The organism is Pseudomonas sp. FG98 (assembly GCF_057808595.1).
In genome coordinates this window covers 16,000-30,556 of sequence record NZ_JBMDIJ010000074.1, presented here as the reverse complement: position 1 = coordinate 30,556, position 14,557 = coordinate 16,000, and the positions used below count along the sequence as shown (strand labels likewise).

Here is a 14,557-nt window from a genome sequence, read left to right as displayed (position 1 = left end):
TTGCACTGGAGTGCGAGATATCGTCGCCGAACCTGGCTGCTTCGAACATGAGGGGTTACTCCTGTTCAGCGGCAGGAGTGAAGCCGGCCAGCAGGTTCGCCCAGTCTTGGTTCTGCGTCGCGCTGAACTCGTCCTGCGCACTGGCGGAAAAGATCAAGGCACGTTCGGCGTTGAGCAGAAATACCGCCTGACGCTGGTACAGCGGGCGCCCCTGGCTCATGTACCAACCGTCGACCTGGATGCCTGGAATCGGCTTGTCGATGGACAACGACACGGCATGGCTGCCCAGATGGGTATAACCAGGCAGCTTCGAAGCGAGGATCCTGAGTTGGCGCTCCACGTAGTCCGACAGAGGCTCGCCCTGCCCCAGCGAGTCGCGCGCGATGGTAATACTCAATGGCGCCGGCACGCTGGCACCGAAGGTGAACATGTTGACGCTGCGGTCGATGTAGCCATCCGGCAGCGAAAGGCTGCCTTCCTGTAACACGTAGTCCATGGGATAGGAATTCCTGGTAGGGGATTGATGAGGTCAGGAGGGTGTGAGGCTGTCGATCAGGCCATCGAACTCGGCCAGCCATCCACTCAGGGCAGGCCTGCTCGGATCGATGACACAGGAGATGTCCAACCATTGCTGCTGCCCGCCATCGCCCGGGACGGGCAGCAGCGCGCCGAAAAGACGTCCGTGTCGTGCTTCGTGGGCGGCAATGAAATGAAAATCCACCACCGCACCGCGGCTGCCGGCAAAGCCGCGCTCGTCCTGGCGGATTACCTTCAGTGGCGAACCGTCGTCGAGCAGATCCACGAGCGCGGCATGAATCGAGCGTTCCAGATCCTGGTTCGATTTCGCGTCACGTCGGCGGATGGTCAGGTGGACCGGCTCGCCACCGTGTTCGAGCCTGAGCTGGATATCGCAAAAACGGACACTGGCAGGTAACACCAGATCGACGCCGGCAAAGGCGAAGCGACTGGGCGCTGCCAGAACGGCAAGGGCTGCGGTTTCTCGCACTGTCGGGGACTCCTCGGCGACAGTTGGCGCCGCCTGGGGAGCAACCTGTTGCCGGCGTGTACGTCCAACCGAGAGTTGGTCATAGATCGAGGGTTTGTACACGGGGCTGGCCTCAATCATTGACCCGAACCGGCGCACCGTTGATTTGCATGGTCGAGGTACTGGTCACGTTGATGAGTTCGGCCGAGAGATCGATGCTGTTCGGGGTCATCGTCAAGGTGCTGCCTCCCACGGCAAGCACAATGTGCTTCCTGGCGCTGATCTGGATGAACTGGTTGTCCACCTGAAGGGTGTAAGAGCCTTCCTGAACGTTGACCAGCGTGTCTTTCCGGATGGCTTCGGTGTGCGAGCCGCCCACGATAATGCTGCGGTCGTTACCAACTTCATGGGTTTCGTCGCGCTCGATCTCGGTATCCATATTCCGTTCGGCATGCACCATGATCTGCTCGGCGCCGGCCTTGTCCTCGAAGCGCAGGAAGTTGGCGGTGCTGCCGTTGCCTTTTATCGACCGGGTGAGCAGGCCGCTCTGGGTCTTGTTTGCCGGCAACGACCACGGCGGGGTGTTACGGCTGTTGTAGACGGAGGCGATAACGAGTGGGCGGTCCGGTTGACCGTCGAGAAAATGCACCACCACCTCATCCCCGACCCGCGGCAGGTGGATGCTGCCAAAGCCGCCGCTGGCCGCGGATTGCGCGACCCTTACCCAGCAGGAGCTCTTGTCGTCGAACTCGCCCTGGCGGTCCCAGTGGAACTGCAACTTCACCCGTCCCAGTTCGTCGGTGTAGATCTCCTCCCCCGGCGGCCCGACCACGATGGCTGTCTGCGGCCCAGAGATCACGGGGGCGCGCGCCTCGGGCTCGGGGCGATAGGCGATCTTGCGGCGAATGCACTTGTAGCGGTTGTGGTAGAAGGCCTCCCCGCCTGTCAGGTAGTTGTTGCTGCCCGCGTGCTGAACACCGAGCAGCAGGAACTGACGATCCTCCTCGCTGCCGGTGTCATGGGCGTAATGCTGGGTCAGCTCGAAGGTGTAGCCGGGTCTCATGGCCCGGCAGTTGCTGGCACCATGAAAGATCTTGCCCTTGGCCTCCATCGCCTCGATCCGGTTGCGCACCAGGGCCTCACCCTGTTCATAGGTGCCATGGGTGTAATGCCCCGGAACGTCATAGACCTCGAAGCGGCCGACATCACCCTGGTCGTTCAGGCTGTTCAGGGTGACCGGAAGGAAATTGCCCGGCTGGCGGTAATCGAAGGTTCTGAGGGAGATCTTGCCTGGCTGCAGTTCGCGCGTGGCACCCCAGTGGGTGATCGAGTCGGCGGTCTCGGTCACGGATGCAGAGTGGTAGCGAATGCTGGGTTGCTCCGGCAGAGGCACCAGGCGACTGGAGTCGTCGGTAATGACCATCAGGTGGGCATCGGCACTGTGCTCGAAGTAATAGAACAACCCCTCGCCCTCCAGCAGGCGCTGGACGAAATTGAGGTCATTTTCCCGGTACTGGGTGATGTAGCTGTGCACCTTGAGCGGCTTGCCCAGGCGAAACTCGTAACGGGCCAATGTGCCAAAGCCGGCGAAGACTTCGCTGACCACTTCCTGGATGGTCTTTTCCTGGAAGATTCTCGAATCGAACCTCTGTTTCAACATCTCCAGCCAGGAATCGAGCACCGCCGAATAACGAATGAAGCCTCCGTCGCTGCCCGCCGTGGAGAACGTACTGATATGGCCGTTGATATAGCGACAGCCACCATCGGCAAGTTCTATCTCCAGGGTCGCGGACTGCCCGATCATCGATTTGAACTTGATATCGGCGCAATCGCTCAGCAGGTTAAGGCCGAAGCGAAATGGCTGGGACAAGGTCTCTATGCCGGTGAAGTGCTCGAGCAACAGATCGTTCTTGTTCTGTCGTGAGGGTATGTCGAGTTTGAACAAGCGGCGGTTCTGGCGGTTGGCCAGAGCGAGCAGGTCCATCAGCATGATGCGGTCCTTTTATAGCCAAGGTGGACGTGATGAATTCAGTGTTTGTTTCTGACTGCGAAGAGGCGGCCGAGGAAAGAGGCCTGGCGAAGTTCGCGGATATGTTCGATGTCCTTGAAGGTGTAGTGGCAGTTTTCTCGGCGCTCGCGCTGCTTCAGAGATTTCAAGGAGAAAATGTGATTACGAAAATAGAAAACGTTGTAAAGCGAGGCAGCTACTATCAGAAAAACCAAGCTTTCCATGGGTATGCCATGCTCTTGCATTGCCGAATAAACCATACCGCCGCCCCCTGCTGACACACCAGCCAGAAGCCAGGGATTGTTTGGTTTAGGCCCTTGAATATCAACGCTTCCGCCTTGAATAATGAAGACATCGCGCCTGCCCTTGCTGGAGTAAAAGAGCACATACATCAAAGCAACAAGCACAATCGGCAGGGCACTAATGAAGAGTGATTGTGCCCAATGAACCCCTCTTAATCCGTACATCAACATATGTGAAAATACAAATGCCAATATTGGCCCCACAGCGAGGCTAAAAAATAGTCGAAATGCTACGAAGTCACTGAAGCGCTCCGACTGATAGGCGCATTTCACACACCATAAGAACGTAAGCACGGAACCGACAGCGATTGGAATCGTTAGAAATGAGGGGCCTACGCCGAAAAACACGATAAAAATCATCAAGGTTAAAAACCAGCCTGCCCAAATCCTGGAAAAAAATCGATCAAGCGTAAACATTGACTCACGACCCTGTCTTTTGAAGAAATGAAAAATTCCCGCTGACCTTTACCGATTCAAACAACCCAGGCGCGAGCAAACTTAAAATACTTCGATAAATTGACACTTTCCTAATATCTGATCCTTACAAGCACGCACCCTCCTGATCCCATACAAACTCAGCGGCCACACTGATTAATTGCTTCTAGTCAACCAGTCACCTATATCGTTCCCCCACCCTGTTAATTCTTCGCTCAAAAGAATGTGCACTGCAGCACCCGTTACCAGCGCAATACTAACGACGACGATTGCTGTACCAGCGAGGCCAACTAGTACTGCGCCAGCCGCGAAGGCAGCAACATTCGAAGGCTGGCTATACGCCGACCTGTGCAAGAACTCACTAATGCTCGATGAATTACTCGCATCAATGACCATCTGGGGACCAAACGACAGCAGCGGCCCTGCAGCACTTCCCGTCAGTACCCTTCCCACCCCTCGACTCCCGTAAGCAGCACTGTCCACATGCGCGACGCTGCGCAGCGCCCTGGCGGTGTCATGGGCGGAAAGCCTGATCGTTGCGCTATTCAGTTGCCCATTTACGCGATACAGGCTGGCCTTGGCATTGGCCGGTATTTCGAAAAACAGGTTGCCGCCGTAACGAACCAGCTTGATCCGCCCGCGAAACGCCCTATTGGCCGAAACACTCCCCGGCTTGCCACGCGATGTGGCCCATTTCTTCAGCGCTTTCCTGGTGTCGCGATCCAGATCGAGGAGATTCTCGACCTTGGTACTCATGCTTGCCGCATGAACGATCCCACCAAGCGCAGCGAGCGTCCCAGGCATATTTCCAGGCGAGAACAAGACCGGCCCCAATCCAGAAATCGCCTCGGCTCTTTTTTGCAGCGCCACCAACTCATCGGTGGCCAACTTTGTGCTGCTCGCCATTTTGTCCAGCAGCGCACGGAGCATCAGCGCGTAGTCCTGGGCTTCCTCGACTTCCAGTTCACTTTCCACCGCGCCCAACTGCAGGATGAGGAACTCTGCCGCATCACGATCACTGGCGTTGTACCTGCCACCAATATCGAGCAGCGGCGGAAAAGACCTGGCCGCGACAGTTTCCGGCCAAGGTAGTTCTCCATGGCCGAGCAAACCACTGCCCCAGCCACGTCCGAGCGGATCGTTTGCAGTGCACGGATATAGGATCCTGCTCAACTTCGTCCCTCCAGGGCGCAACCGCCAGCAAGAAAAGTGGCAACACGACGCAGCAATGGCGTCGCTCCGAAAGTATTGGTGTTCATGCAAGTGCGTCCTGCACTGATGTTGGAAACGGTGCCAATGGAAACGCCGCGATAGTTTGACTGTCAAATGATGGCCACTTGATATTCTCCGCTCTTATTTCACTTGAAAACGTGCTCTAACCCGTAGCTTCTCGATGGTTTTCAGCGATTGAGCACCAGTACAAAATGGTCGACATCCAACTAAGACCAAATATTTCAGCCACGCTATTCCTTGGTGGCGTAGCGCAAATTCAACTGTGAGCAGAAATACCGGCCAACCGTTATCCATTGCCTGACAGCGACACAGTTCGTTTATATTCACGACAAAGGACTACAGTCGATAGGAAATTCAATGTAGGAAATTTCACCAACCAAACAATATAGAAATACAACTTGTTTAAGCGCGAAATTGCTAGCACTTGAAAAGATCATCCCGAAAGCAGGAAACAAGGCGTTTTAACTTTTTGCAATAAACTCAATTTCGAAAACTTTCAATCGCTTCGTACCCCATCAAATACAGGGGTTTGGCACATTTCCATGGCGTATCCGACTGCCCGGTCATAACCAGTGTGGCGATAGGCCATTATTGCTGCACCACAAAAAACACGGAACAGTCTTTTAGGCCAGCGGGAACTCACTCCCCTGGTGGCACCCTTTTCGATAGTTGCCGGCAGAAAGATATCTCTTTGCCGGTACCAGCCCCTTTTCGCTCGATGAATTCGTTTTCAGCAATGACAGACAGGCTCCGCAAGTCCATAGCCCCAGGGGCAATGTTTCGATGACCCAGACGTTCGATGTCGAGGCGCTGATCAAGCTACGCAGCCAGACCCGGGTGATCGCCGATGTGCTCAAGGCGCAGGCGGCGGACTACCTGGCGACCCTTGCGCCGCTGATCCGCCCGCAGAACCTGTTCGGCGAGTACCTGCAAGGCGCCCAGCGTGGCAGCGGGCGGGAAACCCAGGGGCATTTCCAGGCGCTGGTCGAGCTGTACGAACGCGTTGGCACGGCCGCACCGTTTCAACTGGTCAACGGGCTGGAGGTGCCGCTGAACCTGATGAGCACCCTCCCGGCGTTGTTCCCGCTGGAATACGACAAGACCCTGGACGATTGCGGCCAGGTCATCCGTATCACCAGCCCGGTGCGCTGGGTGGTGGGTTTCGAGGACTTCGACCTGGCGCGCTTGCGCACCCTGGTCAAGGACCCCAATCGCAGCAGCGCTGAACTCTATCGTTTCGTCGTGCATTACCTGGTGCTGTTCCATTGCCTGAGCAAATTTCCGGGTTTGGGCCGGCTGTTCGGGGGCCTGCGCTTCGGCCTGGGTTTCGAGCGTCTCGAAGGCCTGGGTGACCTGCCCTTCTGTGTCGTCAGCTCGCCGGTGCGCTCGGACCTGCCCGCCGACGCAGTGATTCGCAGCAGCACGCAGATCGCCGGCAACGCCAGCTTCGAGGAGCTGGTAGGACGCGAGGCGATCCTGGACATGCACGACGACATTCGCCAGCGCCTGCTGGCAACGATCGAACACCTTTGACACGTGGCGTCCGCCCTGCGGACCCCGTACCGATTCGCACTGGAGAAGACGATGGCGAAGAAGGAAAGTACCCAGCACAAGCTTGACCGCATTCGCGCGCCACGGGTTCACATCACCTATGACGTGGACATTGGCGACGCGCTCGAGAAAAAAGAACTGCCCTTTGTCGTCGGTGTACTCGGCGACTTTTCCGGTAACCCGCTGGAACCCCTGCCCAAGCTCAAGGAACGCAAGTTCGTCTTCATCGATCGCGACAACTTCAACGGCGTACTCAAGGGCATCAAGCCGCGCCTGACCTACCGCGTCGACAACACCCTGGCCAGAAACGGCACGCAACTGGGCGTCGAGCTCAACTTCAACACCCTCGAAGACTTCGAACCACAGAACGTGGTCAAGCAGGTCGAGCCACTGCGCAAACTGCTCGAAGTGCGCAACAAGCTCGCCGACCTGCGCAACAAGATGGGTGGCAACGACAAACTCGAAGAGCTGCTGATGGATGTGTTGCAGAACACCGAGAAGCTCAAGGCCCTCGGCCAGGAACTGGGCAGGCAGGCCGAAGTGCCTGCCGACGAGCGCAACGGCCGGGAAGGAGTGTGAACATGAGCGATAAGCAAGCCCAGGCACAACAGAGCGTCGATCCTGTCGCAGTGGAGTGCCTCACCCCGCAGTCCTCGCTGCTCGACAGCATCATTTCCCAGAGCCGCGTGGCCCGTTCGGACACCGAGCGCGCCCGTACCCGCGACCTGATCGGCGAACTGGTCGACCAGGTCCTCGAAGGCGAACTGACCCCGAGCAAGGATCTGATCGCAGTGCTCGACGCACGTATCGGCGAGATCGACGCAATGCTCTCGGAGCAGATGAACGAGATCATGCATGCCCGCGAGTTCCAGCAACTGGAGGCGTCCTGGCGCGGCCTGAAGTACCAGGTCGACCAGACCGAGACCAGCACCACGCTGAAGATTCATCTGCTCAACGCCTCGAAGAAGGACCTGGTGCGCGACCTCAAGGCCGCCAGCGAATTCGACCAGAGCGCCCTGTTCAAGAAAATCTACGAGGAGGAATACGGCACCTTCGGCGGTGCGCCCTTCGGCATGCTCATTGGTGATTACGAGTTCAACCGCAATCCCGAAGACATGTACCTGCTCGAAGAAATCTCCCATGTCGCTGCAGCGGCACATGCGCCCTTCATTTCGGCGGCCTCCCCCGAGCTGTTCGGCTGGGACTCGTTCACCGACATGTCCGGTCCGCGCGACCTGGCGAAAATCTTCGACACCGTCGAATACGCCAAATGGAAGTCATTCAGGGCTTCGGAAGACTCGCGCTACGTCGGCCTGACCCTGCCTCACGTCCTCGGCCGCCTGCCCTACGGGCCGGATACCGCACCGGTGGAGGAATTCAACTTTGTCGAAAACGTCGACGGTCGCGATCACGACAAGTACCTGTGGATGAACGCTGCCTATGCCCTGGGTACCCGTGTCACCGACGCTTTCGCCCGCTACGGCTGGTGCGTGGCGATCCGCGGAGTCGAAGGTGGCGGCCTGGTCGAAGGCCTGCCAACCCACACCTTCAGGACCGACGATGGCGAAATCGCGCTCAAATGCCCGACCGAGATCGCTATCACCGACCGCCGGGAAAAAGAACTGTCGGACCTCGGCTTCATTCCCCTGGTGCACTGCAAGGGCACTGATTACGCGGCGTTCTTCGGTACCCAGTCGGCGCAGAAACAGAAGCAGTACAACACCGATATCGCCAATGCCAATGCACGGCTGTCGGCGCAGTTGCAATACATCTTCGCCACCTCGCGCATCGCCCACTACATGAAGGCAATCATGCGCGACAAGATTGGCAGCTTCGCCTCGCGCAAGGATGTCGAGACCTTCCTGAACAAGTGGCTGTCCAGCTATGTGCTGCTCGACGACACCGCCAGCCAGGAAGCCAAGGCCCAGTTCCCGCTGCGCGAGGCGCGCGCCGAAGTCTTCGAGGTACCCGGCAAGCCGGGGGTATACAAGGCCGTGACCTACCTGCGCCCGCACTACCAACTGGACGAACTGACCGCCTCGCTGCGCCTGGTTGCGGAACTGCCGCAAGCCACCCGCAGTTGATGTCCAAGGGAGCCGGCATCGTGCAAGGGAATCAACCATGAGCCGCCAGGTCCGCCTGCTGCCGTCGCTGCTGGACCGGCTGCTGGACGAGCGTCCGGGGCAGGCCACGGAGAGCGCAGCGCAGCGTGCCTGGTCGCTGGACGCGTTCAAGGCCAGCATCGTGCGCGACCTGGAGATCCTGGTGAACACCCGCCAGGCGCTGGTGGCCACCGGGATCGGCGCCTATCCGGTGCTCGAAGGCACCCTCCTCGACTACGGCATGCCCGACTTCACCGGCAAGAGCCTGCTCGACCCACAGGCGCGAAACCAGATCCGCCAACAGCTGGAGAAGGCCATCTGCACGGGCGACCGGCGCTTCAGCAAGGTCCGCGTGCAACTGCTCGCGCAGAAGACCGGTCCGCGCATGCTGACCTTCCACGTCGACGCCGTCCTGCAACTGCAAGACATCGACCGCCGGGTCTCCTTCGACGCGGTACTGCAGATCAACAGCCAGCAATACAAAGTGCAGAACCTTAACTGATGCTCGACGAACTGTTGCCCTACTACGAAAAGGAATTGTCGCACCTGCGCTTTCTCGGCCAGGAGTTCGCGGCACGCTACCCGAAAATCGCCTCGCGACTGTTGATCGAGGGCGACAACTGCGAGGACCCGCACACCGAACGGCTGATCGAGGCCTTCTCGTTCCTCGCTGCGCGGGTGCACAAAAAGCTTGATGACGAGTTTCCCGAGATCGTCGAGGCATTCCTGGAAGTCATGTACCCGCACTATCTGCGTCCGACGCCGTCGATTTCCATCGCCGAGTTCAGCCTCGGTCGCCAGGAGAAAGTGACCGAAGCCTACCAGGTGGCCCGCCATACCGAGATCCAGTCGGCGCTGGTCGATGGTGTCGTATGCCGGTTCCGCACCTGTTATCCGCTGGAGTTGTGGCCGATCCGCGTGCACCAGGCAAGCTTCGTCGAGCTGGAACGCTCGGCATTCAACGGTCACGGTGCCGATCTTGTAGCGCGCCTGAGTATCGGCCTTCAGGTCACGGGCGATATCCGCTTCGGGCAATTGCAACTGGAGCGCCTGCGTTTCTTCCTCGACGGCGAATCCACGCTGATGCAGCAGTTGTACGAGCTGTTGTTCAACAACCTGGCCCGGGTAACCCTGGTTTTCGATGACCAGGGGCGCCGCCGTGAAGCTGCATTGCCCGCCGATTGCCTGAGTGCCGTGGGGTTCGAGCGTGAGGACGGGCTGGTGGACTACTCCGAGCGCTCGTTCCTGGGCTACCGGCTGTTGCACGAGTACTTCACCTTCCCTGACAAGTTCATGTTCTTCGACCTGTCCGGTTTTGCCCGCATTCTGCGCGACCAGTCGCTGGAGCAGTTCGAGATCAACTTCTACTTCAGTGACTACGACCTCCAGGAGCGCCTGGTACGCCTGAGCCAGAACATCGGGCGCAACAACTTCAAGCTCAATTGCACTCCGATCATCAATCTGTTCCGCCAGCAGGCGGAGCCAATCCAGCTGAGCCATACCCGCCATGAGTATCCGGTCCATCCGGAGATGCGTCTGCGCAACGCCGCCGAGGTCGTGTCCATCGACCGGGTACGCCGGGTGCGCAAGCTGGGTGGGGCGGATCAGGTCGAAACCTGCCACCCGTTCTTCGAGCCACGGGGCGAGCAGGAACCTGGCAACAGCTACTGGATCGCCCGACGCCGCCCCCAAGGTGATGGCACCTGCCTGCACCTGCGCATGGTGGACCGCGACCTCGAACTGCTCGACGGTCACAGCGACACCCTGAGCCTGAACCTCACGTGCAGTAATCGGGATCTCCCCCTGCGTCTGCCATTCGGAGGAAAGGACGGTGAATTCAGCATCCAGGCCAATTCGGTGATCAGTGCGATCCGCTGTCTGCGCAAACCGACCGCCACGGTACGGGTGCCGTTGGACAAGGGCCTGGTCTGGCGACTGATCTCCCACCTGTCGTTGAACCATCTGTCCTTGGTATCCCAAGGACGCGAGGTGTTGCTTGAGCTACTGTCGCTCTACAACTATCGAAACCGCTCCGCCATTCGCAAACAGATCAACGGCATCACCGCAGTCGAGAGCGAAGCGCGGGTTGCCCGAATCGGCCACCCGCGACCGAACTTCGTACGCGGCATCGGCATCACCCTGACCTTCGATGAAACCCAGTACACCGGCAGTGGCGTGTTCCTCTTCGGCCGGGTGCTGGACCATTTCTTCAGCCTGTACTGCTCCATGAACAGCTTCACCCAACTCAGCCTGCGCACCCTGCAACGAGAAAAGAGAATCGTCCAATGGCCAGCACGAACCGGCGACCAACCCCTGGTCTGATCGACCAGGCCCGAGCCGAGCCTTACCGATTCGAGTTCTTTCAATTGGTCCGGCTGCTCCGCCTGCACTACAGCCGAACCGGGCGCATGGACCTGGCAACCCGTCCCCATGAGGATCCACTGCGGTTCCGCTCGCAACTGTCCCTGGCGTTTCCACCCAGCGAGGTCAGCGACCTGCATTTCGAGCGTGACGGCCAGGTCTCGGCGAGCGGGCGGCTGCTTTGCGAAGTTCAGGTGACGTTCATGGGCCTGGTCGGGCCGTCCGGCGTCCTGCCGCAGCCCTATACCGAATTGCTGCTGGAGCGCCACGTGCAGTACCGCGACGACGCAGCGCACGCCTTCCTCGATATCTTTTCGCACCGCATGACCGCGCTGTTCTACGAGGCCTGGCAGAAATACCGCTTCCATATCGAGCACGAACGCCAGGGCAGTTCGCATTTCGAAAGCTGCCTGTTCAACCTGACGGGGCTCGGCCCACGCGCGCGGCGCGAGAAGTTCCAGCGGCGGCAGTCGGCGCTGCGCCCTGAGCTGTTGAGCTATTTCTCCGGCCTGCTCACCCAGAAACCGCACAATGCGCTCAACCTCGAAGCGATGCTGGGTTTCCAGTACTCGCTGCCGATCAGGGTCAGGCAGTTCGCCGGCCGCTGGCTTCAACTGGAGGCCGGACAGTGCAGCCGCCTCGGCCGGTACAACACCCGCCTGGGCGGCAGTGCGGTGGCGGGTGCACGGGTGTGGGACTACCAGTCCTGCATTCGTATCGAAGTGGGTCCACTTTCATTGCCCGATTACCAGCGCTTCCAGCCCGGTTGCCGGGACTACCAGCAACTGCTCGAACTGGTGCGCTTCTACCTGGGGCCGGAGCTGGACTTCGAAATCGCCCCGCTGCTCGAACCCCGGGCCGTGCCTGCGGCACGGCTGGCGCGGGACGGCAATCTTGCACTGGGCTGGCTGGGCTGGCTGAAACACCCGGCCCGCGACATCAAGCCTTCGCGCTGTGCCGTTTTTCATATTTCCTACGATGGGGTCGCCCTGTGAACCTGAAGTCCTTGTTCGCCAAGCTCAACGAAACCACGCGTGCCGCTACCGAAGGCGCGGCGGCGTTGTGCCTGTCGCAGCAACACTATGAAGTCGAGGTCGAACACCTGCTCCTGCAGTTGCTCGACGACGGCGACCTGCCGGCGATCCTGCGCCATTACGAGCTGAGCAGCGAGCGCGTGCAAGCACAGTTGCTGACCGCACTGAACACCTTCAAGAAAGGCAACACCCGCACCCCGGCACTCTCGCCCAGCATTACCCGCCTGATCGAAAAGGCCTGGTTGCTGGCTTCGATCGAGTTCGGCGTCGGTCAGGTGCGCAGCGGGCACCTGCTCCAGGCACTGCTCGACGATGCCGAACTGCGCCAGTTGGTCATCGCTTCCGCGCCCGGGTTGGAAAGCATCAACCCGGATCATCTGCGCCTGAATCTCGGCCTGCTGGTCGAACACAGCATCGAGTCGAAACAGGCCAATGGCTCCGGAGCCCCGGACAGTCCCAGGGCCGCGAGTGCCGGCAAGACCCCTGCACTTGACCAGTACACGGTCAACCTGACCCGCAGTGCCCGCGAGGGCCTTATCGACCCGGTGCTCGGACGCGAGTTCGAGGTGCGGCAGATGCTCGATATCCTGACCCGCCGCCGCCAGAACAACCCGATCCTCACGGGCGAAGCCGGGGTCGGCAAGACCGCCGTGGTCGAAGGACTGGCCCTGCGCATCGCCAAAGGCGAGGTTCCGTCCGTGCTCAAGGATGTCGCCCTGCACAGCCTCGACCTGGGCCTGCTGCAGGCCGGTGCCGGGGTCAAGGGCGAGTTCGAAAGCCGCCTGAAGGCCGTCATAGAGGAGGTCAAGCGCAGCCTGCACCCGATCATCCTGTTCATCGACGAAGCCCACACCCTGATCGGCTCGGGCGGTCAGCCGGGGCAGAACGACGCGGCCAACCTGCTCAAACCGGCCCTGGCCCGGGGCGAACTGCGCACCATCGCGGCCACGACCTGGGCCGAATACAAGAAGTACTTCGAAAAGGACGCCGCGCTCGCTCGCCGCTTCCAGGTGGTCAAGGTCGAAGAACCTGACGAAGACAAGGCCATCCACATGCTGCGCGGGCTGCTCGGCAAAATGCGCGAGCATCATCAGGTCGCCGTGATGGACGAAGCCCTGATCCAGGCGGTGCGCCTTTCCAGCCGCTACATCACCGGCCGGCAGTTGCCGGACAAGGCGGTCAGCGTACTAGACACCGCCTGCGCCCGCATTGCCCTCGGGCAGTCGGCGCAGCCCGCAGCACTTGAGGATTGCCGTCGGCGAATCGATGATCTGCGGGCCGAGATTGCAGTGCTGGTGCAGGAGTCCAGCAAAGGTCATGACCACCGGCGCCGCCTCGAAGAACTGGACCACATCCTGCAATGCGCACGAGAGGACGAGCAACGCCTTGCCAAGCAATGGCAGCGCGAACTGGAGCTGGTTGAGCAGCTCAAGGCGCTGGACAGCAAGGACGAGACCGACAGTCTGCGACTCCACGCCCTGCGGGTCGAACTCTCCCAGGTCCAGGGCGAGCAGCCATTGGTTCATGCGCTGGTGGATGCCAGCGCCGTTGCCCAGGTCATCAGTGGTTGGACCGGCATCCCCCTGGGCCGGATGCTGCGTGATGAGATCGAAACCGTGCAGTGTCTGCCAGCATTGCTCGGCGAGCGGGTGCTGGGCCAGGATCATGCCCTGCACGAGATCGGCAAGCGCATCAAGATTTCCCGTGCACGCATGGAAGATCCGAACAAACCGATCGGTGTGTTCCTGCTGCTCGGCCCCAGCGGCGTCGGCAAGACCGAAACCGCTCTGGCCCTGGCCGAGACCCTGTACGGCGGCGAACGCAACCTGATCACCATCAACATGTCGGAATACCAGGAAGCGCATACCGTCTCCAGCCTCAAGGGCTCACCTCCCGGCTACGTTGGCTATGGCGAAGGTGGTGTGCTGACCGAGGCCGTGCGCCGCAAGCCCTACAGCGTGGTGCTGCTCGACGAGGTGGAAAAGGCCCACCCGGACGTCCTCGAGCTGTTCTTCCAGGTGTTCGACAAAGGCCTGCTGGATGATGGCGAAGGCCGCGAAATCAACTTCCGCAACACGGTGATCATCCTCACCTCCAACATCGGCACCGAGCACATCATGCAGGCCTGCCTGCATGGAGATGGCCGCCCCACGCCGGACGCAATCGTCGAAGGCCTGCGTTCGGAGCTCAACCGGGTGTTCAAACCGGCCTTCCTCGGGCGCCTGAACATCGTGCCTTTCTATCCGGTGCAGGACCGTATCCTCGAGCGCATCGTCGCGCTCAAGCTCGAACGTATCGCCCGGCGCTTCGCCAGCAACCATCAGGCCAGGCTCATTTACCAGGAGGACCTGATCAAGGCCATCGCCGTTCGCTGTGTCGAGGTCGACAGCGGTGCACGCACCATTGACAACATCCTCTCGCGCACGCTGATGCCGGAACTCTCCGAGCGGGTGCTGGCACGCATGGCCCTGGACGCCCCGATCACCGAAATCACCATCGAGCCGGGAAGTCATGGCGATTTCTCCTATCGCGTGGTTTGAACGGAG

12 protein-coding genes are annotated in these 14,557 nt (G+C 60.0%); 7 read left to right on the top strand and 5 right to left on the bottom strand.

The genetic code is table 11. From position 1 onward, the window contains the following. Positions 1-55: 55 nt before the first annotated feature. The 5 genes from ACODSK_RS26745 to ACODSK_RS26725 all read right to left on the bottom strand — a co-directional run bounded on the left by ACODSK_RS26745 (position 56) and on the right by ACODSK_RS26725 (position 4,903). Entirely contained in the window at positions 56-496 is a 441-nt protein-coding gene (locus ACODSK_RS26745; protein ID WP_489020268.1) for a DcrB-related protein, read from the bottom strand. 33 nt (positions 497-529) lie between these two features. After that, positions 530-1,006 carry a hypothetical protein gene (locus ACODSK_RS26740; RefSeq protein ID WP_489020266.1) on the bottom strand — a complete coding sequence of 159 codons (477 nt, stop codon included), beginning with the start codon at positions 1,004-1,006 and terminating at the stop codon, positions 530-532. A 112-nt stretch (positions 1,007-1,118) separates the two neighbouring features. After that, entirely contained in the window at positions 1,119-2,975 is a 1,857-nt protein-coding gene (gene tssI / locus ACODSK_RS26735; protein WP_489020264.1) for a type VI secretion system tip protein TssI/VgrG, read from the bottom strand. 38 nt (positions 2,976-3,013) lie between these two features. After that, a complete protein-coding gene (locus ACODSK_RS26730) occupies positions 3,014-3,712 on the bottom strand; it encodes a hypothetical protein (protein WP_489020262.1) in 699 nt (232 codons plus the stop codon). Between the two features lie 174 nt (positions 3,713-3,886). Then, positions 3,887-4,903 carry a hypothetical protein gene (locus ACODSK_RS26725; protein WP_489020260.1) on the bottom strand — a complete coding sequence of 339 codons (1,017 nt, stop codon included), beginning with the start codon at positions 4,901-4,903 and terminating at the stop codon, positions 3,887-3,889. Positions 4,904-5,746: 843 nt separating this feature from the next. Between ACODSK_RS26725 and ACODSK_RS26720 the strand changes: the two genes are divergently transcribed. The 7 genes from ACODSK_RS26720 to tssH are packed head-to-tail and all read left to right on the top strand — an operon-like array spanning position 5,747 to position 14,551. Then, positions 5,747-6,496, top strand: a complete 750-nt coding sequence (locus ACODSK_RS26720; protein ID WP_489020258.1) for a hypothetical protein — start codon at positions 5,747-5,749, stop codon at positions 6,494-6,496. A gap of 51 nt (positions 6,497-6,547) precedes the next feature. After that, positions 6,548-7,093, top strand: coding sequence for a type VI secretion system contractile sheath small subunit (gene tssB, locus ACODSK_RS26715; RefSeq protein WP_489020256.1), 546 nt, complete (start codon positions 6,548-6,550; stop codon positions 7,091-7,093). 2 nt (positions 7,094-7,095) lie between these two features. Then, complete coding sequence (tssC, locus tag ACODSK_RS26710) at positions 7,096-8,598, top strand: type VI secretion system contractile sheath large subunit (protein WP_489020254.1); 1,503 nt, start codon at positions 7,096-7,098, stop codon at positions 8,596-8,598. Between the two features lie 37 nt (positions 8,599-8,635). After that, positions 8,636-9,118 carry a type VI secretion system baseplate subunit TssE gene (tssE, locus tag ACODSK_RS26705; protein ID WP_489020252.1) on the top strand — a complete coding sequence of 161 codons (483 nt, stop codon included), beginning with the start codon at positions 8,636-8,638 and terminating at the stop codon, positions 9,116-9,118. Further along, complete coding sequence (gene tssF / locus ACODSK_RS26700; protein ID WP_489020250.1) at positions 9,118-10,938, top strand: type VI secretion system baseplate subunit TssF; 1,821 nt, start codon at positions 9,118-9,120, stop codon at positions 10,936-10,938. The genes tssE and tssF overlap by 1 nt, the downstream gene beginning before the upstream one ends. Continuing rightward, a complete protein-coding gene (tssG, locus tag ACODSK_RS26695; protein ID WP_489020249.1) occupies positions 10,902-11,972 on the top strand; it encodes a type VI secretion system baseplate subunit TssG in 1,071 nt (356 codons plus the stop codon). The genes tssF and tssG overlap by 37 nt, the downstream gene beginning before the upstream one ends. Continuing rightward, positions 11,969-14,551, top strand: a complete 2,583-nt coding sequence (gene tssH, locus ACODSK_RS26690; protein WP_489020246.1) for a type VI secretion system ATPase TssH — start codon at positions 11,969-11,971, stop codon at positions 14,549-14,551. The genes tssG and tssH overlap by 4 nt, the downstream gene beginning before the upstream one ends. The last annotated feature ends 6 nt before the right edge of the window (positions 14,552-14,557 follow it).